General features: G+C 47.1%; 19 protein-coding genes. 9 read left to right on the top strand and 10 right to left on the bottom strand.

Annotated elements, in window-relative coordinates:
* Positions 1-49 precede the first annotated feature (49 nt).
* From vmeI to pspA, 6 genes are all read right to left on the bottom strand, one after another.
* Positions 50-3,157: an efflux RND transporter permease subunit VmeI gene (gene vmeI / locus AOT11_RS00760; protein WP_017422219.1), complete on the bottom strand. Its 3,108-nt coding sequence runs from the start codon at positions 3,155-3,157 to the stop codon at positions 50-52.
* Positions 3,150-4,265: an efflux RND transporter periplasmic adaptor subunit gene (locus AOT11_RS00765; RefSeq protein WP_017422220.1), complete on the bottom strand. Its 1,116-nt coding sequence runs from the start codon at positions 4,263-4,265 to the stop codon at positions 3,150-3,152. The genes vmeI and AOT11_RS00765 overlap by 8 nt, the downstream gene beginning before the upstream one ends.
* On the bottom strand, positions 4,237-5,268 hold the full coding sequence (locus tag AOT11_RS00770; RefSeq protein ID WP_026060826.1) for an efflux RND transporter periplasmic adaptor subunit: 1,032 nt from the start codon (positions 5,266-5,268) through the stop codon (positions 4,237-4,239). The genes AOT11_RS00765 and AOT11_RS00770 overlap by 29 nt, the downstream gene beginning before the upstream one ends.
* A 163-nt stretch (positions 5,269-5,431) precedes the next feature.
* Positions 5,432-5,851 carry an envelope stress response membrane protein PspC gene (gene pspC, locus AOT11_RS00775; RefSeq protein WP_017422222.1) on the bottom strand — a complete coding sequence of 140 codons (420 nt, stop codon included), beginning with the start codon at positions 5,849-5,851 and terminating at the stop codon, positions 5,432-5,434.
* Entirely contained in the window at positions 5,814-6,047 is a 234-nt protein-coding gene (gene pspB, locus AOT11_RS00780; RefSeq protein WP_011080700.1) for an envelope stress response membrane protein PspB, read from the bottom strand. Before pspB ends, pspC begins: the two co-directional genes overlap by 38 nt.
* A gap of 15 nt (positions 6,048-6,062) precedes the next feature.
* Positions 6,063-6,734, bottom strand: coding sequence for a phage shock protein PspA (gene pspA, locus AOT11_RS00785; protein ID WP_017422223.1), 672 nt, complete (start codon positions 6,732-6,734; stop codon positions 6,063-6,065).
* A 230-nt stretch (positions 6,735-6,964) separates the two neighbouring features.
* Here pspA and pspF point away from each other — a divergent pair, with 230 nt between their 5' ends.
* The 7 genes from pspF (at position 6,965) to AOT11_RS00820 (ending at position 14,260) form a co-directional block, all read left to right on the top strand.
* Positions 6,965-8,002: a phage shock protein operon transcriptional activator gene (pspF, locus tag AOT11_RS00790; protein ID WP_026060827.1), complete on the top strand. Its 1,038-nt coding sequence runs from the start codon at positions 6,965-6,967 to the stop codon at positions 8,000-8,002.
* A 176-nt stretch (positions 8,003-8,178) separates the two neighbouring features.
* Entirely contained in the window at positions 8,179-9,795 is a 1,617-nt protein-coding gene (locus AOT11_RS00795; protein WP_017422224.1) for an ABC transporter substrate-binding protein, read from the top strand.
* Complete coding sequence (locus AOT11_RS00800) at positions 9,795-10,757, top strand: ABC transporter permease (RefSeq protein WP_026060828.1); 963 nt, start codon at positions 9,795-9,797, stop codon at positions 10,755-10,757. Before AOT11_RS00795 ends, AOT11_RS00800 begins: the two co-directional genes overlap by 1 nt.
* Positions 10,744-11,631, top strand: a complete 888-nt coding sequence (sapC, locus tag AOT11_RS00805; protein ID WP_017422226.1) for a putrescine export ABC transporter permease SapC — start codon at positions 10,744-10,746, stop codon at positions 11,629-11,631. Before AOT11_RS00800 ends, sapC begins: the two co-directional genes overlap by 14 nt.
* On the top strand, positions 11,631-12,626 hold the full coding sequence (locus AOT11_RS00810) for a peptide ABC transporter ATP-binding protein (protein ID WP_026060829.1): 996 nt from the start codon (positions 11,631-11,633) through the stop codon (positions 12,624-12,626). The genes sapC and AOT11_RS00810 overlap by 1 nt, the downstream gene beginning before the upstream one ends.
* Positions 12,623-13,408, top strand: a complete 786-nt coding sequence (locus AOT11_RS00815; protein WP_017422227.1) for a peptide ABC transporter ATP-binding protein — start codon at positions 12,623-12,625, stop codon at positions 13,406-13,408. The genes AOT11_RS00810 and AOT11_RS00815 overlap by 4 nt, the downstream gene beginning before the upstream one ends.
* Positions 13,409-13,477: 69 nt before the next feature.
* Complete coding sequence (locus tag AOT11_RS00820; RefSeq protein WP_017422228.1) at positions 13,478-14,260, top strand: DUF2927 domain-containing protein; 783 nt, start codon at positions 13,478-13,480, stop codon at positions 14,258-14,260.
* Between the two features lie 101 nt (positions 14,261-14,361).
* Here the strand turns inward: AOT11_RS00820 and AOT11_RS00825 are convergent, their stop codons facing one another.
* Both AOT11_RS00825 and AOT11_RS00830 read right to left on the bottom strand, forming a co-directional pair.
* Complete coding sequence (locus AOT11_RS00825; RefSeq protein WP_017422229.1) at positions 14,362-14,751, bottom strand: DUF2750 domain-containing protein; 390 nt, start codon at positions 14,749-14,751, stop codon at positions 14,362-14,364.
* Between the two features lie 131 nt (positions 14,752-14,882).
* On the bottom strand, positions 14,883-15,788 hold the full coding sequence (locus AOT11_RS00830; protein WP_026060830.1) for a manganese-dependent inorganic pyrophosphatase: 906 nt from the start codon (positions 15,786-15,788) through the stop codon (positions 14,883-14,885).
* A gap of 178 nt (positions 15,789-15,966) precedes the next feature.
* On the opposite strand from AOT11_RS00830, the gene AOT11_RS00835 reads away from it, so the two are divergent.
* A complete protein-coding gene (locus AOT11_RS00835; protein WP_017422231.1) occupies positions 15,967-17,181 on the top strand; it encodes a putative manganese transporter in 1,215 nt (404 codons plus the stop codon).
* A gap of 101 nt (positions 17,182-17,282) precedes the next feature.
* Here the strand turns inward: AOT11_RS00835 and AOT11_RS00840 are convergent, their stop codons facing one another.
* Positions 17,283-19,022 (bottom strand): glycoside hydrolase family 36 protein, encoded by a 1,740-nt coding sequence (locus AOT11_RS00840; RefSeq protein ID WP_017422232.1) that lies wholly within the window; start codon positions 19,020-19,022, stop codon positions 17,283-17,285.
* A gap of 236 nt (positions 19,023-19,258) precedes the next feature.
* Between AOT11_RS00840 and AOT11_RS00845 the strand changes: the two genes are divergently transcribed.
* Positions 19,259-20,176: a sulfotransferase gene (locus AOT11_RS00845; protein ID WP_017422233.1), complete on the top strand. Its 918-nt coding sequence runs from the start codon at positions 19,259-19,261 to the stop codon at positions 20,174-20,176.
* An 89-nt stretch (positions 20,177-20,265) separates the two neighbouring features.
* Here the strand turns inward: AOT11_RS00845 and AOT11_RS00850 are convergent, their stop codons facing one another.
* Positions 20,266-21,255 (bottom strand): porin, encoded by a 990-nt coding sequence (locus AOT11_RS00850; RefSeq protein WP_017422234.1) that lies wholly within the window; start codon positions 21,253-21,255, stop codon positions 20,266-20,268.
* Between the last annotated feature and the right edge of the window lie 101 nt (positions 21,256-21,356).

A 21,356-nucleotide genomic window follows, 5' to 3' on the forward strand; every position in this document is an offset into this window, starting at 1 on the left:
TAAAAACGCCCTCACAAAGTGAAGGCGTTTAGATTCCTAAGCCAATTAATTATTTCGGCACCGCCACCTTGTGGAAAAGACGATACAACACAGGCACGACAATCAGTGTCAGGATTGTCGCAAAACCCAAACCAAACATAATGGTGACTGCCATCGGCTTAAAGAAAATGTCGGGTAAGAGTGGCACCATGCCAAGAATCGTCGTGATCGCCGCCATACATACCGGACGAACACGGCTCAATGCTGCATCCACAACCGCAACATACGGGTCTTTGCCTGACTTCATCTCTATTTCGATTTGATCAAGCAGTACGATGCCGTTTTTCAGCAACATGCCAGACAAGCTCAAGAAGCCGAGTAACGCCATAAAACCAAATGGCGTATTGAGCGCTAACAAGCCAGTTGTTACCCCAATCACCGCCAAAGGTACTGTTAACCAAACGATCAATGGCTCTTTCACCGAGTTAAACAAGAACACAGTGATCAAGAACATAAACAGGTAACCCATCGGCATGGTGGTAAAGAGTGACGCTTGTGCATCACGAGAGGATTCATATTCCCCACCCCACTCCAGAGAGTAACCCGGCGGCAGTTGAATGGCTTCGATTTGTGGCATCAAACGTTTCTGTAACGTTGACGCGGTCTCTTCACCAAGAATGTCAGGGTCTGCCATCACCGTCAGCACGCGTTTGCGGTTCTTACGTACAATAATGGGATCTTCCCAAAGCAATTCATAGCCTAACGTCACCTGTTGAAGAGGAATGAACTCGCTTAACGCCGGGCTCCAAATTTTCATCCCTTCGATATTGCGAATGTCCACACGCTCTTCATCGGGTAAGCGCGCCACAATCGGCATTAACGTCGTGCCATCACGGTAAATACCAATCGCCATTCCCGAAAACGACATCGCGAGGAAATCGTCCACATCCGACTTTGTGATGCCGTAACGTCTCGCTTGGCTTTCGTTAAACTGTGGCTCAAGCACTTTGGTACGTTCACGCCAGTCGTGGCGAACGTTGGTTGCCCCTGCATCGGCATACATGATATCCATCACCTGAGTGGCAATTGAACGTAATACCGTTGGATCCGAACCGATGATACGCGCTTCGATTTTCGCGCCACCGCCTGGACCTAACTCAATTTGCTTTAACTTGTAGTTGATCTCAGGGAAGTTCTCTTTGACGTGCTGGCGGAATTTCGCCATCAAAGCATCAAGGGCTTCATAGCTGGTGACACGCGTGGTGATTTCCCCATACGCGGCATAGCTTTTCTCCGGTGCGTAGGTCAGCATGAAACGCTGCAAACCCTTACCCGCAGTGGTCGTGATGTGCTCGACATCGTCTTGTTGTGACAACCAGCTTTCCAACGCTTTAAGCTTAGTGTTGGTGGCTCGAATGTCCGTCCCCTCTGGCAGCCAGATATCGGCTTGGAACATTGGCGTGGTCGACGATGGAAAGAATGCCTGTTTCACCAGTGTGAAACCGTACAAGCTGACGCCTAAACCCACCACCAGCACAATCATGGTCAACCAAGCTCGCTTCATACAGAACTCTAAGAAGTTCTTGTATACCACGAAGATCATGCCGTTATACGGGTCCACTTCTTCACCCGATTCTGACACATTCACTTTCTGGCCTTTAAAGAACATGTCCGCAAAGAAAGGCGTCAGTGAAATCGCAGTGAACCAACTCAGCATGAGAGAAATCAGCAACACGGTAAAGAGAGTGCCACAGTATTCACCCGTCGCATCTTCAGACAGACCGATAGGCGCAAATGCGGTCACCGCAATGACCGTCGCTCCAAGGAGCGGCCACTTGGTTTGCGTGACAATGTCGGTCGCAGCTTGCATACGGGTTCGGCCTTTTTGTGTGCCGATCAATATCCCTTCAACTACCACTATGGCGTTATCCACCAGCATCCCTAGCGCAATAACCAACGCGCCGAGAGAGATACGTTGCAAGTCGATCTTGAAATACTGCATGAAGATGAAGGTGCCCAGTACCGTTAGCAGCAAAATCAAACCGATCAACAGGCCAGAGCGTAAGCCCATAAAGAACAACAAGACGATAATGACAATCGCGACTGCTTGCCCCAAACTCACCACGAATCCGCTGACCGACTTATCCACTTCCTTCGGTTGGCTATAAATCTCGGAGATATCAATGCCAACGGGTTGCTGATATTTCAGTTCTGCTAGGCGACGGTCGAAGGATTTACCCACTTCCACCACGTTAACGCCTTGTGCAAAAGAAACGCCGACGTTCAACGCCAATTTGCCATTAAAGTTGATGATGTTGTTCGGCACTTCCACGTAGCCACGTTTGATATCGGCCACATCTCTTAGATAGATCAATCCCTGAGCACCGCTCTCGGTGATAATGAGATCGCCCAACTGATCGACGTTTTGGAACTCACCCGTAGGATGGATGCGAATGTATTCATTGCCTATTCGGATCGCACCAGCGTCAGACACCACGTTTTGCGTTGACAGCAGGTTAAAGACTGTCGTTGGTGATAAGCCTAATGAACTCAATCGCTTCATCGAAATTTCGATAAACACTTGCTCTTGCTGTTGTCCAGTGACGGAAACTTTGCTGACGCCATCGACCAGTTCGAGCTCACGTCTTAAATAATCGACATAATCCAGCAGTTCTTTGTAACTGTAACCATCACCGGTGACAGCGAGTAAGATGCCATAAACATCACCAAAGTCGTCTATCACCTGAGGAGCATTCACCCCTGGCGGCAGTTGACCTTTTAAATCATTGACCTTACGACGCAATTCATCCCAGATTTGTGGCAGATCATCCGGACCATAATTGTTTTTCATCGTCACGGTGATTTGAGATAACCCACGGCTGGAAATGGAGTTAACTTCATCCACATAAGTTAATTGCTGAATCGCTTTCTCAAGCGGATAAGTCACCTCTTCTTCAACCTGCTGAGGTGTGGCCCCCGGATAGGAGGTCACCACCATTGCGTCTTTGATGGTAAATGCAGGATCTTCTAAACGACCCAAGCCAAAAAACGCAGCCACCCCACCAATCAAAAAGATCAACGAAATCATCCAACTAATCACACGATTTCGAATGAAATACGCTGCGATGCCCGTTACTTCATCATCGCTTTGAGGCGACACTACTGGTTTATCACTCATTATTCGCCTCCTGAGAAATCACATTCACTTTAATGCCGTCGCGCAGTCGTGCGATACCCGCCACCACCACTTGCTCTGAATGCGTTAACCCCTCAATAATTTGCGCACTCTCTTTCGAGGCTTTACCCACAACAACCTGACGCTTGCTAACACTGTTGTCTGCGTTTAACACCCAAACAAACTTATCCTCTCGATTCAGATCATCCCCATCGGCATTAAAAATGGCCTCAATCGGTACACGAATACCAGAATTCAACTCCAGTCCAACACCTTCTCCTCGTGAAGTCACCTCAACGGCCATCCCATCTAAGATGTACTCGTTTTCCGGCATCGGCATGGTCAGCGTGACAGTAAAAGTGCCAGTTTTCGGATCGGGCTCTGTGGTGAACTCTTTGATTTTTGCTGAGTACTCATTCCCACTGCGAACGCGAACTAAGGCATCAACTTGCTCAAGCTTTTCTCTGGTGGGCTGATTAACATACAGCTGATCGGGAAGCTGAATTAAGATTTCGACTTCATCAACACTGTGAATGTTGACCACTTGCTGCCCAACTTGAACGTTTTCAAATTGGTCAACACTGACCCGTGAAATAATGCCGTCAACAGGGGCTTTTAACTGTGTAAAAGAGAGGCGCAGTTTTGCCAATTCCAGTTCAGCCAGTGCAATTTGGCGCTGTGCGGCAATCTCATCAAACTGAGATTTTGCCAGTAGCCCTTTTTTCACCAGCGGCTCCGAGCGCTTAAACTGGCTATCCACTACAGAGAACCTTGCTTGGGCGTTATCCACGTCTAAGCGGTAATCTGTGGGATCAAGTTCCGCGATCACATCGCCTTTTTTAATCCTATCCCCTTCTTTGACGTATAAGTTCCTTACTTCCCCAGAAACTCGAAAACTGAGGTGAGAACGTTCTGCAGCATTTGCTACAGCGGGGAAATAGAGGCTGTCGATCATCTCTTCATCAGTCAACGAGACAATTTTGACATTTGGGTCAGCCAGAGCGGCTGGCTGATTTTGTTGCCCACATCCGGCTAACAGTAAAGCGGCGGACAACGCGGTTAAACCAATCCATTTGTTCACGTTATAGCCCTCGCTCTTTAACCCATTCACGAACTTTTATGCCTGACTCGATACCACTGACACCAGAAATAATGATTTGGTCACCATCATTGAGACCATTAACCACTTCGCGCTTGTCGTTAAGCTCTACTTCCGCGAGCTCTACAATGCTCTGATCATTCACGCGCCAAACATACTTTTTCTCATCTTGTTTAAAGATGGCAGAGGTTGGAATTTGTGTGGCAGATTGAGATTTGCCACTGACGTGGACACTGCCAGCCATGCCGGGGAGCACGCCAATATCGGCAGGACGCTCCATGATCATAGTGACTTTATAACTGCCGGTTTTGGTATCCGCTTCGGTATCAATTTCTTGAAAGCGCAGTGGGAACTCGCTCCCTGGGAATGCATCAAAACGCATCACCGCATTCGGCTCAACCCCCTGAGAGAAGCGACCCAATAGATGATCTGGCAATTGGAAAATCACCTTCATCAATTGATTGGTTTGGATATTCATTACGCCTTGTTTGGCCGCAACGTATTCGTGATTTTCAGCTGGAATAAGAGAAATGGTGCCATCATAAGGTGCAATCAGCTTAGTGTAACGAAGGTTGGCCTCAGCTTGCTCTAACGTAGCGCGCGCAGAGTTGTGGTTAGCTTGCGCTTGATCGAAGTCTTGCTCTGAAACCACTTTATCGGCGCGAAGCTTTTTGTAGCGCTCATATTGCACATCCGCCAGTTTAAAATTCGCTCTCGCTTGTTTTGCCAGCAAAGCGTATTCATCAGGGTTCAAGGTGGCTAAAACCTGACCTTTTGCCACTCTTTGGCCTGCAGTTACGTCAATGGTCTGCAATTGTCCGGGAACACGAAATGTTAAAACGGCCTTATCACCCGCTTCAGAAACCGCAGGAAAAGTTCGCTCAAATCTGGCGTCACCCACCGACACCGTGAATAACTTGGCAGGCCGCGAATCAGGCTCGGGAATAGGAGGAAGCTCTCGACCACATCCTCCCAATGCCGTGGCGACAGCAAGAAAAACCAATGCTTTTCTCATGGTTATCATCCTGTTAGAAAATGTTCTCTATACCTTAGATGAAACTATGATTTTGTTCCAGTTAACAGCTTTGTAAATATATGAAATTTAATAAAATGAGAGCAAGGTTAAACCTTGCTCTCATGAAAATTATCCAAGAAGGGTTATTTTTACTAAAACAAACTTAAAGTTTGTTAAATTCTCGGTTCACTTTGAAGGTATCGGAAGTGACATACGCTTCCATATCACGCACTTTGCTTTCAATTCGATTGAAATCCGCTTCAAGGATCGCCAACAAGGATTCCGCCGTTTGCCCTTGCTGCCAAGGCTTGGCTTTGAGCTTATGATCATGGCGCATTTTTAAATCTTCTTGGTACTGGATTGGTTGCTTTTCCAACATAAATGTCAGGGCAAGATACGCCAGAATAACCAGAAAACTTCCGCCTAACAGCGCCGCAGAAATCACGAGAATCCGAATCAACCAAACTTCAATGGCCAAGTAGTTCGCAATACCCGCACAGACACCACTCAATTTGCCGTTGATTGGGTCACGATAAAGCTCTCGACTATTCATAGCGACGTCTCCAATTTGGGTTTTCCGCATCGAGGATACGTTCCAAGGTGTCTATGCGTGATTGAAGTTTTTCCGCTTGACCGGACAAAGACTCCAACTTCTGCAAATCTATGTCCGACAAACCGCTACCTACTTTGCGCTGACTGCGATAGTGAAGAAATAGCCACAGTGGTGCGACAAAAATCAAAAATACGATTAATGGCCCTGCAATCATAAATGTCGTCATAGATGGCTCCTTAGCTTATTTTTTATCCGAGTTCACTTGTTCTTTTAGCTTTGCTAGCTCTTTTTCGATTTCATCTTGGGCTTGAAGTTCAGCAAACTCCTGTTCTAACGACTTGGCAGAGCCAGTATTCGCATACACATCCGCTTCAGCTTCAAGCTCATCCACTCTGCGGGCATATTGCTCAAACTTTGCCATCGCTTCATTCGTGCGACCAGAGCTCAAATGACGCTGAACATCACGACGGTTGGAAGCCGTTTGATTGCGGATCATCAAAGCTTGCTGCTTCGCGCGCGTTTCGGCAATTTTGGTTTCCAATTTGCCAATTTCGCCAGTCAGTTTCTCGATGGTTTCTTCCACAAGAGTTTGCTCTGTATGCAAACCTTTGATCAAGTCTTGTAGCTTTTGCTTTTCAATTAATGCTGCACGCGCCAAATCTTCACGTTGCTTAGTCAGCGCCAATGTCGCTTTTTGTTGCCAATCCGAAATTTGGCTTTCCATTGCTTCTACTTTACGAGCGAGCTCTTTTTTATCCGCAATGGCTTTCGCCGAGTTGGTACGCACTTCAACCAACGTGTCTTCCATTTCTTGAATGATGAGACGAATCATTTTTTCCGGATCTTCTGCTTTATCCAGCAGCGCACTGATATTGGAATTGATGATGTCTGCAAAACGAGAAAAAATACCCATGATGGAACTCCTCTATTAGTCTCGATATCGTGCTTTTGTCTAAAAATGCACTCAGTCAGTGTTCTAGTTATTAACGTTATAACAAGAAGCATGCCAAAGTTGATTTTCTTTATTTTTCAATAACATATAATTCAACTTGTCTCTCACCGAACCTATGCTATGATGATTTTCACCAAATATTGGTGAATTTAACCAATTTCGTTCCCTAAACGCTCACTAAGAAGGAACTTATGAAGCAAAACTTGATCGGAGAATCACCTGCCTTTCTATCTGTGCTCGACAAAGTGTCAAAACTGGCACCAATTGAGCGTCCAATCTTGATTATTGGCGAACGAGGCACAGGTAAAGAACTGATCGCTCAGCGCTTGCACTACCTGTCTAAACGTTGGGATAAACCGCTCCTATCTTTAAACTGTGCCACATTATCAGAAGGTCTGATCGACTCCGAGTTGTTTGGCCATGAATCCGGTTCTTTTACTGGCTCTAAGGGAAAACACAAAGGGCGATTTGAACGTGCAGAAGGTGGCACTCTGTTTCTTGATGAACTTGCAACCGCCCCTTTGATGGTGCAAGAGAAGTTACTGCGCGTAATCGAATACGGAGAATACGAACGCGTGGGTGGCCATCAACCGCTGACCGCGGACGTTCGCTTGGTGTGTGCCACCAATGCGGACTTGGTAAAAATGGCCGACGAAGGTCAGTTTCGCGCTGACTTGCTCGATCGACTCGCGTTTGATGTTATTACACTACCGCCATTGCGAGAGCGCCAAGAGGACATTCTATTGCTCGCCGAACACTACGCGATAAAAATGTGCCGCGAACTCAAACTCGACTATTTTGTTGGCTTTACTTCCTATGCTAATCAACAGTTGACTCAATACCGCTGGCCGGGCAACGTTCGAGAGCTGAAAAACGTCGTAGAACGGGCCATTTATCGTCACGGCCTTAACCCAGATCCGATTGATGAGTTGATTTTTAATCCCTTTGCTACCGGTTGGGAGAGCGAAAAGGCCGAACAAGACCAACCGAATGCATCAAGTACTTCATCCATTTCGGCAAACGACGATCAAGTCTCTCCACCAGCAACGACCGAGTTTTCGTTCCCCATTGATTACAAACAGTGGCAAGAAGAGCAAGACATCAAGCTACTCAATCAGGCCTTGGAAGCCAGTAAATTTAACCAGCGCCAAGCCGCCGACCTTTTAGGACTCAGCTATCATCAGTTCCGAGGTATGGTAAGAAAGTACGCCCTGGTCGGACAAAACTAGCGCTCGATTCAGCAGCAAACTGTCGCCTAAGTGTTACACTTAGCACAAAGGAATTTTGATTATTAACGCTTTGCTGAAAAAAGAATTTCTGTTTGGAGCAAGGTAAATAAAATGGTAAATTAGCCGGATCTTTTGGCGCTGACAAAGGCGTACATCCATACGATACGTTTCATTTTATGAAAACACTAATACAACTCACATTGGGATTATTAGGCTTTAGCTTACTAACCGGGTGTGGCAAAGACATTGACCACAAAGAAGTACGCCAAACTGGCTTTGTTTTTTGTGGGCAAACCAATCTCAAAACCTTCAACCCCCAGTTGATTGATAGCGGTATTACGGCAGACACTCTCAGCCCACAGATTTTCGATACCCTTTTGACGCTTGACCCACAAACGCATCAGCCCATTCCGAGCCTTGCTGAAAGTTGGCAAGTCAATAAAACCGGCACAGAATACACGTTTACCCTACGCAAAAATGTCGCTTTTCAAACCACAGACTGGTTTACCCCTTCACGCCCCCTTAACGCAGAAGACGTGGTGTTTAGTTTCCGTCGTATTATCGACCCTAGTCACCCTTATCATCTCGTGGGAGGCGGGAATTACCCTTGGTTTGCTGGCATAGACTTTGCCAACCTTTTGGTGGATGTGGTACCACTTGCCGATGACCAAGTGAAGTTTATTCTCAGCCGTCCGAATTTTGCGTTTCTTTCTAATCTTGCGACTGCGCACTCGGTGATCCTGTCTGCCGAATACGCCAATCAACTGGCAGCAAAAGATGCCAAAGAGCGTATCGATATGTACCCCGTTGGCAGCGGCCCGTTTTTGTTAGACGAGTATCAAATTAACGATTTGGTTCGTTTACGTCGCCACGAAGGCTATTGGCGTAACCCCGTAAAAATGGAACAGGTGGTGTTCGATATTTCACAACGTGGTACAGGCACGCTTGCCAAACTACTGCGTAACGAGTGCGATGTGTTGCGCTCACCCATTTCCAGCCAGATCCCGATTATTGAAAACAACCCCAATATGGAACTGACGGCAACGCCGGCCATGAACGTTGCTTTCATCGCCATCAATACCAGCCATTCTGCGCTAAAAGATGTGCGTGTGCGCCAAGCATTGAACCTCGCGATCAACCGACAAAATATCCTCGATTCCGTCTATTATGGAACAGGAACAAAGGCCTACACCTTGTTGCCTCCTAACTCATGGGCATACCAAAAAGACAGCGTCAAAGTGCGTTTTGATCGTAACTACGCACTTGCGCTAATGCGTGAAGCGGGTTACGAGAAGGGGCTTTCACTAACGATGTGGGTACCACTAGAGCCTCGTGTCTATAACCCAAGCCCGAGAAAAACTGCGGAGTTGATTCAGTCTAATCTTGCGGATATTGGCATCGATTTAGCCCTTATTACCGATGAGAGAAACGAACGAGTGACCACCGATCACACACAAGGCGATCTTTCACTAACGGGTTGGGTGGGAGACACTGGCGACCCTGATAATTTCTTACGCCCACTGCTTTCTTGCAGCTCTGAAAGAGCGGGGATTAACGTTGCCATGTGGTGTAACAGTGATTTTGATTTCTTACTCGATCTCGCGTTAGAAACCGAAAAGAATCGTTATCGCTTAAACTTATATCGTCAAGCGCAAAATATTCTCAATGAGGAATTCCCTGTGATTCCTTTGGCACACGGTGTTCAGTTCCGTGCTCATGACAAATCGCTGATTGGCTTCAAATCCAGTCCATTCAATTCCCAACCTTTCGACACGGTAGAGAGAGCTTATTGATGTTCTGGTATGCAGTAAGACGCCTTAACTTATTTGTCATTACACTGGCCATTTTAACCATGGTTGGTTTTTCGATCTTACGCTTAGACCCTGAATCTGTCTGGGCTCGAGCCGAATATTGGCATGGTTGGAGTATTTATCTCTCCGAACTCGCGCAACTTAACTTTGGCGTCAGTAAGAGCGGTGCCGCCATTTATGATGAGTTAGCCGTGGTGTTTCCCGCCACATTGGAACTCTGTTTTTTTGCCTTTTTGGTTGCGCTCTTGATCGGCATTCCTTTTGGCACGATCGCAGGCATGAAACAAGGAAAGTGGGTCGATACCACCATCTCTTTTGTCTCTATGTCCGGCTACTCTGCCCCTCTCTTTTGGGTCGCTCTATTGATGCTGATGGTGTTCTCTCTCCATTTCGAGATATTTCCTGTCTCTGGGCGCTACGATCTACTTTATGAAATCCAACACGTAACCGGTTTTGCCATCATCGATGCGTTTCTTGCGAAAGGGCCTTACAAAGCTCATGCACTGCAGAGCGTCATTGAACATATGGTACTGCCCTGTTTGGTCTTGGCGCTGGCGCCAACCACGCAAGTGATCGGTTTGATGCGAGCTTCTGTGGCCGACGTCATGAGTCAAAACTACATCCGTGCGGCCAGAATCAAAGGTTTAACCACGCGAGAAATCGTCACCCAACATGTATTACGCAACGCGATTCCGCCCATTATTCCTAAAGTTGGCGTACAGCTATCCAGCATGCTAACGCTGGCCATCATTACGGAATCGATTTTTAACTGGCCGGGCATTGGCCGCTGGCTACTAGATGCGCTCTCGAATCGAGATTATGTATCGATTCAAGCGGGCGTGATGGTCGTGGCGACATTGGTGCTCACGGCCAACATTTTGTCCGATCTGATTGGCGCGATGATCAATCCACTGGTAAGGAAGGAATGGTATGCTAACCGATAGTGTTTACCAGGAAGAGCATATTCCGACTCAGTTTGAGCGTTTTTGGCGCAGTTTTCGCAGTAATAATTTAGCCATGTTTGGCTTGTGGTGTTTAGTCTTATTGTTGCTGGTGACCATCAGCGCACCTTGGCTGGTTCCGCATGATCCTCAGCAGCAAACCGCACAATTACTGGTCCCTCCTTCCTGGAGCCCTGCAGGGACGGTCGAATATTTCCTCGGCACTGATGATTTGGGGCGAGACATCCTTTCGCGCCTCATTATGGGAGCTCAACCTACCTTAGGTGCATCGATTATCATCACCGCCATCGCCGCGATTATTGGCTGTTTCATCGGTGTTCTTGCCGGGATGACACGGGGACTCCTTTCCAGTACGTTGAACCACTTACTCGATACGGTCATGTCCATTCCATCGCTGCTTTTAGCGATCATCTTTGTCGCATTCTTTGGTGTCGGCGAGTTCACCGTGTTGTTAGCGGTTGGGCTGGCGCTTATTCCGCGTTTTATTCGCTCGGTTTATATCGCAGTACATACTGAAGTAGAGAAAGACTACGTGATGGCGGCACGTCTTGATGGCGCCAACAATTTTTACCTGCTTTGGAACTCGATTTTACCCAATGTGTTGGTTGTCATTGCTACTGAGATAACCTTAGCCCTTTCCGTGGCCATATTAGATATTACGGCTCTCGGCTTTCTCGGCCTTGGCGCTCAAGCTCCGAGCACCGAATGGGGCGCAATTCTTGGCGATTCAGTGGAACTTATCTATCTAGCGCCTTGGACCGTTACCCTGCCGGGCCTTTCCATCATGTTTACCGTTGTCGTTATCAACCTTGTCGGTGATGGCGTGCGACGAGCTCTCAATGCGGGGATCGAATAATGCCATTATTGGATATTCGTCATTTGACGATCGAAATTGAGACCCCTCAAGGGCTTGTAAAAGCCGTTGATCGCATGAGCCTCACACTAAATGAAGGTGAAATTCGCGGTCTGGTGGGAGAATCAGGTTCAGGTAAAAGCTTGGTCGCCAAAGCCATCGTTGGGGTATGCAAAGACAATTGGAAAGTCACCGCCGACCGCATGCGATTGGGCAACATTGACCTGCTGCAACTCACACCAAGTGAACGTCGACGGGTGATTGCTCGCGACATCGCGATGATTTTCCAAGAGCCATCGACCTGTCTCGATCCTTCAGAAGAAGTGGGTAAACAGTTGATTGAGTCTATTCCGTGGCGCACTTTTGACGGAAAATGGTGGGAACGTTTCAAATGGCGTAAGAAACGCGCGATCGCCCTTCTCCATAAAGTTGGGATTAAAGACCATGTGCGCTTAATGAAGAGCTATCCTTATGAGCTTACAGATGGTGAATGTCAAAAAGTGATGATTGCGATGGCAATAGCCACTGCACCTAAGCTCTTGATTGCCGATGAACCCACTAATGACTTAGATCCAATCACTCAGAACCAGATTCTGCGTTTACTAAGTCGTATGAATCAGTTGAACAACACCACGATTCTGCTCATCGGACACGACTTAACCAATATTACCCAATGGGCTAACCGTATTACGGTAATGTACTGTGGGCAATCAGTAGAGTCTGCTGATACAGATAGTATTTTGGAGGCGCCAAAGCACCCATACACCGCTGCGCTATTGAAAGCGATGCCTGATTTTAGTCACTGGATTCCTCACAAACAAAAGTTGCAGTCTCTACCGGGGTCGATCCCGCCATTGCAGCATTTGCCTATTGGCTGCCGTTTGGGACCACGCTGCCCTTATGCACAGCGCCAGTGTGTGGAGATCCCTTATGCACGCCGCATTAAAAATCATAAGTTTAGCTGTCATTTCCCTCTTAACACGGAGAAAGATTCATGAGTGCCTTGTTAGAGGTGGAAAACCTGTCGAAAAATTTTGTTACTCGCTCGGGCTTGTTTAAGCGCAGAGTACAACAAGCGGTGAAACCGGTCAGTTTTACGCTTGAAGCGGGTCAAACCATTGGTTTTATTGGCCAAAATGGTTCAGGAAAATCAACGCTAGCCCGCATGCTGGCGGGCATGGTGGAACCGACCTCAGGCGAAATTCGTGTCAACGGTGAGCGACTCGAGCACCGAGATTACGCCACACGCTGCAAACTGATTCGGATGATTTTCCAAGATCCCAATACCTCATTGAATCCACGTATTCAAATCGGGCGTATTTTGGAAGGTCCACTCAAGCGAAACACCAACATGCCACCAGAAGCGCGCCTAAAACGTGTTAAAGACACGCTATTGCGGGTTGGCCTGTTACCCGAACACGCCTATTTTTATCCGCAGATGCTCGCAACCGGGCAAAAACAGCGTGTCTGCTTAGCACGAGCCTTGATTCTACAACCGTCTATCATCGTTGCCGACGAAGCGCTCAACGGCTTAGACATGGCAATGCGTTCACAGATCATCAATCTCTTTTTAGAGCTTCAAGAAGAGATGGGGGTATCGTTTGTTTATGTATCACAGCACATCGGTATCGTTAAACACATCACCGATAAAGTGATGGTGATGCATGATGGTGAAGTGGTGGAATCTGGTGATACGCAAATCGTGTTGAGCGATCCACAGCATCCTCTTACACAACGCTTGGTCGAAAACCATTTCTACAAAACCCCTTCTCACTACTAGACGCCATCTGCAAGTAGAAGCCATCTGCAAGCGCGATGAGAAAATCGTCAACGAAGCAAGGAGCAATGCATGAATAACGTTTGGGTGAAACCACTGATTGGCATTGCTCTCATGCTCTTGACATCAAGCACTCATGCACTGGAAAAAACGTGGCTTCAACCCGCCTTTGTCAGTAACGCATTCATTCAAGTAGCATTGCGCAATGAATACAGTCCAGGGGAAAAGAAAGTTCGCAAATGGAACTCGCCGATACGTGTGTACGTTGAACATCAGGTTGCTGATAAAGCGCTACATAAATCGCTATTAGAGATGCACCTGCGTGACTTGTCCGCCATCACTGGCCTCTCAATTGAGACCACCAGCGACAAAACACAAGCCAACGTTGTTTGGGTATTCACCCAAGAATCGAACTATCAAAGTGAAGTCAAACGTCTCATGGGACGCCAATCTGCCAACAATCTAGGCAGCGCGGTTTGCAAAGCGGGTTTTAAAACTCGCCAAAGTGCCATCTATTATGCTGCGATTGTTATTCCTGTCGACAAAGCGCGCGAGCACGGAAAATTAGTCGCTTGTATTGTGGAAGAAGTCACGCAGGTTCTTGGCCTGCCTAACGATTCAGATCAAGCTTACCCTTCTATTTTTAATGACAACTCCCCAGAAGAGCTACTCTCACCACTCGATATCGTCCTACTCAAGTTGCTTTATCAACCGGAGATTAAAGCCGGTATGTCGGAGGCGGAAGTCAAACCCGTGCTGAATACGCTACTCACGCGTTTTGCCGACAATGGCACCCTATCTCAATCCGTCGATGTAGCAACACAAACCGAGCTGTTTCAGTTTATTGGTTATTGAGCGGTAGCCTTTGAGGGGTTCAACAAGGTTCAAGTTGCTATTCGGCGATGAAAAAACGGCGCTGAATAGCACCGTTACTTTCTGTGATTGGCCAAAGCGTTTTATCTCTTCGCCGCCTGTTTTTTCAGTTCAAAATCAAACTCATCAGGGAACAGCACTACCCCTTCCTCATTAATGCTCGGAAACACGACAACCGATAGCTCGTCATCTTCTAAGCCACGAGTCCAGCGGCTGTGCCACTTGTTTAGCGAGATCGATTCCGCTTGGCACTCTTGCCAATCGCCCGTGGCCCACTCTTCGGCAAATTCTTTATTTGGCCAAACCGGTACGCACTCTTCCTCTTCGGTGTTGAGCATCACGCAGCCGTGCTCATCAGTGAGGATCCAAACTTGGCGCTGGGCGACAATTTCCTTCACGCAGTAACGTAAACGCTGCTCTTGATCGTAACTATTAATGGTACGAATTTGATCTTGGGATAATGGTGTGGTCATTGCGCCTCTCCACTTTTGCCTTTTGGCGACATTCAATTAAAAACGCCCACTTGCCGTGGCAAATGGGCGTTTCCATTATGGTGCAAAGTCTCACCTAGTACCAGCGAGACTCTTTCACTCTGTGCGACTGATTACGCAAGCTCAACTTGAAGCCAAGGCCAGCCTTGCTTCTTACGACTTAGCGTGTTTTCCATCATCAACAGGCCATCTTTTTCATGCTTAGTCAGTTTGTCTGACCACTCACCTTTGTAGATCAAGCGAGTCCAAGCTGTCGTAATGTCAGTTAGCATCACAGCGGCAAAAGCAAGGCCATCTTCATCACAACGACGTTGTAGGTCTGCTTCTAGTGCTTCGATCATGCCGTCAACTTGCTCAAGCGTTGCCAGTTCAACTTGGCCTACAACCACGTCACGACCATTGAATGGGTAACCTTTCAGATCTTTCTCTACAAGTTGTGCCGCAGACAGACCTTCAATGTTTGTTTTCGCGATCAGTAGATCTTTAGTGAACGCATCAATATCAGTAACACCCGCAATTTGCGCAAGCTCTGCTACTGCATCTTTATCTTTTTGCGTACAAGTTGGAGAAGCAAAACCAACGGTGTCAGACAGAATTGCAGACATCATTAGCTTAGCGATTTTTTCAGAGATCGCGTGACCTTCAATCTTGAACATGTTGAACAGAACGGTGTTAGTACAACCAACAGGCCAGATCCATGCTTCCATTGGGTTTACGGTCATGACGTCACCAAGACGGTGATGGTCAACGATACCCGCAACTTCAGCTTCAGCGATATCATCAGGCGCTTGCGCAAGATCTGAGTAATCCACCAACCAAACTGTTTCACCGGCTACAGATGTGCGTAGCTCAGGAACCTCTGCACCAGCCACTTCAAGAATGTGCTGTGTTTCGCGGTTGATTTCGCCTTGACGAATCGGCATCGCTTCAACGCCACGCGCTTTTAGCAGCTCAGTGGCTACGATGGCACTACAAATACTGTCACTGTCTGGGTTTTTATGACCTACAACTAGAATCATTATCTTTCCTATCCAAGTCTCGTTATTCCTGCTTAACCAAAAAGCAGGGTTGCTCACAAAGGGGCATACTTTACCTGAAATGAGCGGATTTGACATCAAGAAAAGTGACCTCTCGCTATTGCGAATAATTCTCACTTTAATATAATGATAATCATTCTTATTTGCATTAGAGACAACAATGAACGCAACGAAATTTTTTAGCTCAACGCACCCATTGCTGCAACCGACGCAGTTTCGTCTCGCTCATAAACGGTTGATATTGCCTGTTGCCCTTTTGGTGTTGCTGTTCAGTGACACGACTCGACAAGTAACCGTGACCACTCTGTCTGACTCTTTCTGGGCGGTCTCCTGTTACGTCGCGGCCACGCTCGCCATTTATCACTATTTATCTGGCTTTATGTCGCGCCCCAATCGAGTGACACAACTTTATCGCGCATCACGCCACTACCAAGTCTTTTTTGCCGCTTTACTTGGCGCTCTGCCCGGCTGTGGCGGAGCCATTGTTGTCACAACGCAGTTCATCAGTGGCCGAGTTGGCTTTGGAGCGATTGTCGCCGTGCTAACCTCAACCATGGGCGACGCCGCCTTTCTGCTGCTCGCCGCCAAACCCGTGACTGGACTCGGCGTTATTGCGTTGGGCATTGCAGTCGGAACCCTTTCTGGCATGGTGGTGAACGCATTCCATGGCGACGATTTTTTACGGCCCAAAGTGAGCGATGAACCTAACCAACCACATTGTTGCCAAAACAAGCCAGACGCACATACCCCATTTGAACAGCGAGCTATTAACTTGCAAGGCGCATTTTGGAAATGGCTTCTGATACCCGCTGCGGTCATCGCTCTGCTTGGTTCGTTTCAAGTGGATGTGAATTTGCTGCTTGGTCTTGAGGAAAACACCATCGAATGGATGGGTGCGATCTTCGCCGTCACCAGTATGTTCCTTTGGGCATTAACCAAAGAGCTCGGAAGCTATCAATCTGCCGTCTCTGAAGACGAAAAGATCATCGATTCCCACCCAATTCAAAAAGCCGCACAAGACACGAATTTCGTCAGTGCTTGGGTGATTTTGGCGTTTCTTGCTTTTGAGCTGACTCACTATTTTTCTGGGCTGAATTTGCATGCAACTTTCTCGGGATTGGGGGTATGGATGCCGCTCATCGGGGTTGCCGTGGGAATGCTGCCCGGGTGTGGGCCACAAATTCTCATGACCAGCTTATACCTCTCAGGCGCCGCGCCGCTCTCCGCGCAGCTCGCCAATGCGATTTCAAACGATGGTGACGCGCTCTTCCCTGCCATTGCAATGGCACCGAAGGCGGCCTTGGTCGCGACGATTTACTCCGCCATTCCTGCGTTTATTGTGGGTTATGGTTACTTCTTCCTGTTTGAGTATTAGTTTGCACACGACAAGCCGTCAAACGCCCCATCATCTCAAAAAAAGAGCCTCTACTCTATAAAGTGAGGCTCTTGTCTGGATAGGCTTGCGATCAACCGAATTTACGCTGTGACGATGGCTTTTGCATTCAAGCCAGGATTTAATTGAGTCACAAATAGCTGGCAAGGCTCATCACTTAAGCGTTCTTGTGTCCAGTAGTCGTACCAATGCACTGGCGTATCAGAGATCAACGTAAACTCTTTGTCTTGCTGGCCATCATAATTGAACAAACAGTGTAGATCGTTTTTCTCGGTCAGCTTCAAGAAGGCGTGGTTGAGACTGAACGCGGTAAATTTCGCCGCATTCTGATTGTGCTTTTGACGAACCATCAATTTGGCAAGACAAGATTTGGCGAATGGCGTGATCTCAGGAAGTGGATCGCCCGACAGCAATAGCCCGCCACACGCTAGCAGGACATTACGATGAAATTCGTATTCTTGCCTTTGTGCACCTTGGTTAGGTAGCGAAGTGAACGTTGCGCAGTCAGGATCAATCTGCCACAGTTTTCGATGCTGCCAACTACGGTAGAAGGTCTCTTTGGCGATTTGTTCGAAGCGATGTGCATGGCGCTCAACGTCATCCGAAACGCGCATGGCATCAACCAAACCTAAAGAAGGCCACATCGGTGCATTGCAGCCTAACAACCACGCGTCCCCCGCTCCCTGAGCAATGGCTTCCATTCCGAGTCGATACGCTTCAACACCTGTTATGCCTTTTTGGTAACGCTGCCCTTTTAGCGTACCCCAATAGTTAGCGTCCAATTTAAAGAGCTCTACGCCCCACTCTTCTCGCATGGTTTTTACCACATGAGTTAGATGCTCCTGCACTTCAGGATTTGACGTATCAAGGATATACCATGGTGTGCAGCGCCAACCGCCATAAGTAATATCTTCCGCTTTTAACAGCGAGCCATCCTCATGTTTGACAAACCATTCAGGATGTTTACGAAAGATCTCTGATTCAGGCTGGGCAATAAAAGGCGCCAGCCAAATCGCTGGTTTTTTGCCGCTCGCACGAATCTGCGCAATCAGTTGTTTGACTCCCCCTGAAAACTTGTCAGAAGGAGTAAGCCAATCACCCATAAATGCCTGATAGCCGTCATCAAGTAAGACCCACTCCAGCGACTCTAAGCTGCCCTGCATCTGCTCGACATTGGCCAAGATATTTTGCTGACTCACATCGGCATAATAGGCATACCAAGAGCACCAACCTACTGGCGCATTCTGCTTCACCCCTGCTCTGATCGGATGATGAATTGCAATGTGTTGTGCAAACTCAGCATAGAGCTCAGACAAAGACTCTCCTTCCAACAGCACCACGGATTCCAGCGTATTGGTTTCCCAATCTTGGATTTCCGTCTGTTCGCCATCAAGATAAGCGACAACATGCCAGTGGTTGCCCGTCTGTTCCAGCTCAAAATAGCCAGCGAAGCGCCGACAAGAGGTAAAACCAAACAAGGTGTAACCTTGTGATTCCTCAATCACTAAGTAGTTATAGTAACGCTTAGACGCATGCTGTGAATAAAGGCGATATTGTGGGTTATTGTCAGGACAGCGACCGATGTCGGTCACTTGGTCTCGAGTGCCTGTGGTCTGCGCCAACATTTGAAACCCATCCCCCAAGAGCTGAGCCTGAGCTTCAAAATTGAAAGGAGTACGAAAGAGTTCAAATCGATAATCGATGGTACGGTTGTGCATACCGTGATAGCAGAAGTGAACTTCATTGTTATTTATCGTCACTTCCAGTTCATCATCATTCACCTCGAAAGGGATGTGATTGCCTAAGATATAAGGGCTTTTCATGAAATCTGCTCACTGTATTTTTCTTGTATTATCAATCAATAGCAGCACTACAAATCGTTATCTTCATCACGATTTACTGGCAAAAATTTTCAAATTGCCTATCAAATTGAGAAGAACTCAACGCCTAAGAGTGAGTTTTCTCTAACGAATTGTTATTTATAAAAATTTCGTTTGGCACAAGCTTTGCTCTCAATCTAAAAGCAAGCACAAAATCGACACTAAGATGGGACGATAACATGATGACAAGCAAACCCAATCATCAAACTCGATTATCAGCACCGATCATTTTTATCGGTCCCGGCCGTTCAGGCTCAACCGTTATTTCTGAGTTTGTTATGGCTCATCATAGTTTGGGCTGGCCAGACAACTACTGCGAGTGGTTTCCATCTCTACCATCACTTGCTTGGCTCACCCGACTCACCAATAACTCACTTTGGTACGTATCCGGCGAAAAAGCGCAGCTTAATCACACGTTACCACTCAATAACTTGCTACCGAGACCCGCTGAAGCATGGCCTTTTTGGCAAAAGATCACTCGTGATGAGATCGATTTCAGCCGGGGATTCTTGCTTCACCAGAGAGCCAGTACAGAGGAAAAACAACGGATTCGTACTTATTTAAATCAGCATTTGCGAGCGCAAGGAAAGACGCGTTTAGCGATGAAATTTACTGGCCCGGGACGTGTGGAGTATTTGTCCAGTATATTTCCAGATGCGTTGTTTATTAATGTCGTTCGCGAGCCCGTCGCCACCGTCAATTCACTGCTCAAGGTGCCATTTTGGCAAGCTCAGGGGTTACATCAATTATGGTGGCAAGGCGCCTACAGCAACCATGAACTCGAAACCTATCAGCGAATTCGTCACGACCCGGTCTGCAGCACCGCATTTCAACTGAATAAAATTCTTAAAACCACCGAGGAGGAAATCTCACGAACAAAAGTAAAATCGTTGACGGTTCATTACGAGGACTTTGTTCGAGATCCACAGTTTATCGTCCATCAAATCATGCACTTTTGTCATCTTCCCCCTTGCGAAAGAATGCGCAACAAACTGAGGAACAGTCCAATTCGGGATCAAAACAAAGCAGCAAAAGTGAGTGGTATCGCGAAAAGAGTATCCACTTGGTGTGAAAACGAAAAGACCCTCGAATCCTGAGGGTCAAAGAAAAGGCAGTGGATTATCGCCAAAAAAGCGTCCTGCTTTAAATGGCCCGCGACGCAGGCCATAAATTGCTAAGGAAGTTCTTAGAAGTCGTAAGCAACTTTGAAGAATGCTGCTAGATCATCGCTGTTGTTGTCATCAGACAGATCAACTTTGATATCGACAAGCGCAGATAACTTGTTAGTGAACTGGTAAGAACCACCGAAGTTTACTGACTCTTTGCTAGCTGAATGATCATAATCTTTAGCTGCGTAACCGGCTGCTAGGTATAGTTTATCGATAGTGTAGCCTACTGATGCACTGTATAGGATAAAATCATCACTGTTAAAGGTATCGTGCTGTGCTACATTTGCACCGAACGCTATATCACCCAGAGTAATCACACCATTAACCAAGTACAGTTGTTCAACTAGATCACCGCCTTCTACTGCTGGTTTATGGTTTTTCTCATCGTTCTTCTCGTAACCTGCGTTTACTTGGAACTGTTCATTTTTGAAACCAACATAACCGTTGAAACCACGTTGACCAGATGCGTCTGCTTCGCGGTCACCGTAGTAAGCGATGCCGTATTTGAAGCCTTCTTTCATGCCTTCAAATTTGATCACTTGGTTTACGTCAGAAGCGTCAGATGCAGATGCACCAAACTCAATAGTTAAGTCAGCTGCGCCGTCTACTGCATCAAGTGCAGAGTCGTTTGCGTAACCGATAGACGCTACGCCGAAACCGGTTTTGTAACCAACCCAAGTGTCGATCACAGTGAACTTAGCATCCATTGAAGAGTAGTTGTCTGCAAGGTCGAATTCACCAGCAAACTGACCAACTACGTTGCCTTTTTGGTAGTTGATGAATAGGTCAAAACCAGTCACACCGTCGTTGTAAAACTCTCTATCAGGACGACCTTCTTCATAGTAACCACCGACAGCCACTTGACCACCAACAGAGAATTCTTCACCAGAAAGGATTAGGTCGATCATTGACTCACGAGCACGCTCAGAAACGTTTTGGTTTACGTCTGCTGCGATCGCAGAACCAGCAACAAGAGATAGCGCCACCGCTAATACTGTTTTTTTCATTTTTATTTTGTCCTATCAATTTTATAGATTTTTTCACCACTCGACTTAGCCCGTAAGCGCCAGCCGTTGCGGCGAAATTATTCTCAAAGACAAAACTTTCC

The organism is Vibrio vulnificus NBRC 15645 = ATCC 27562, assembly GCF_002224265.1.
Lineage (GTDB): Bacteria > Pseudomonadota > Gammaproteobacteria > Enterobacterales > Vibrionaceae > Vibrio > Vibrio vulnificus.

Excerpts from the sequence above, each read along its gene's own strand:
- vmeI (WP_017422219.1), bottom strand. The coding sequence starts at position 3,157 with ATGAGTGATAAACCAGTAGTGTCGCCTCAAAGCGATGATGAAGTAACG.
- AOT11_RS00770 (WP_026060826.1), bottom strand. The coding sequence starts at position 5,268 with ATGAGAAAAGCATTGGTTTTTCTTGCTGTCGCCACGGCATTGGGAGGA.
- pspC (WP_017422222.1), bottom strand. The coding sequence starts at position 5,851 with ATGCGGAAAACCCAAATTGGAGACGTCGCTATGAATAGTCGAGAGCTT.
- pspB (WP_011080700.1), bottom strand. The coding sequence starts at position 6,047 with ATGACGACATTTATGATTGCAGGGCCATTAATCGTATTTTTGATTTTT.
- pspA (WP_017422223.1), bottom strand. The coding sequence starts at position 6,734 with ATGGGTATTTTTTCTCGTTTTGCAGACATCATCAATTCCAATATCAGT.
- pspF (WP_026060827.1), top strand. The coding sequence starts at position 6,965 with ATGAAGCAAAACTTGATCGGAGAATCACCTGCCTTTCTATCTGTGCTC.
- AOT11_RS00795 (WP_017422224.1), top strand. The coding sequence starts at position 8,179 with ATGAAAACACTAATACAACTCACATTGGGATTATTAGGCTTTAGCTTA.
- AOT11_RS00800 (WP_026060828.1), top strand. The coding sequence starts at position 9,795 with ATGTTCTGGTATGCAGTAAGACGCCTTAACTTATTTGTCATTACACTG.
- sapC (WP_017422226.1), top strand. The coding sequence starts at position 10,744 with ATGCTAACCGATAGTGTTTACCAGGAAGAGCATATTCCGACTCAGTTT.
- AOT11_RS00810 (WP_026060829.1), top strand. The coding sequence starts at position 11,631 with ATGCCATTATTGGATATTCGTCATTTGACGATCGAAATTGAGACCCCT.
- AOT11_RS00815 (WP_017422227.1), top strand. The coding sequence starts at position 12,623 with ATGAGTGCCTTGTTAGAGGTGGAAAACCTGTCGAAAAATTTTGTTACT.
- AOT11_RS00820 (WP_017422228.1), top strand. The coding sequence starts at position 13,478 with ATGAATAACGTTTGGGTGAAACCACTGATTGGCATTGCTCTCATGCTC.
- AOT11_RS00825 (WP_017422229.1), bottom strand. The coding sequence starts at position 14,751 with ATGACCACACCATTATCCCAAGATCAAATTCGTACCATTAATAGTTAC.
- AOT11_RS00830 (WP_026060830.1), bottom strand. The coding sequence starts at position 15,788 with ATGATTCTAGTTGTAGGTCATAAAAACCCAGACAGTGACAGTATTTGT.
- AOT11_RS00835 (WP_017422231.1), top strand. The coding sequence starts at position 15,967 with ATGAACGCAACGAAATTTTTTAGCTCAACGCACCCATTGCTGCAACCG.
- AOT11_RS00840 (WP_017422232.1), bottom strand. The coding sequence starts at position 19,022 with ATGAAAAGCCCTTATATCTTAGGCAATCACATCCCTTTCGAGGTGAAT.
- AOT11_RS00845 (WP_017422233.1), top strand. The coding sequence starts at position 19,259 with ATGATGACAAGCAAACCCAATCATCAAACTCGATTATCAGCACCGATC.
- AOT11_RS00850 (WP_017422234.1), bottom strand. The coding sequence starts at position 21,255 with ATGAAAAAAACAGTATTAGCGGTGGCGCTATCTCTTGTTGCTGGTTCT.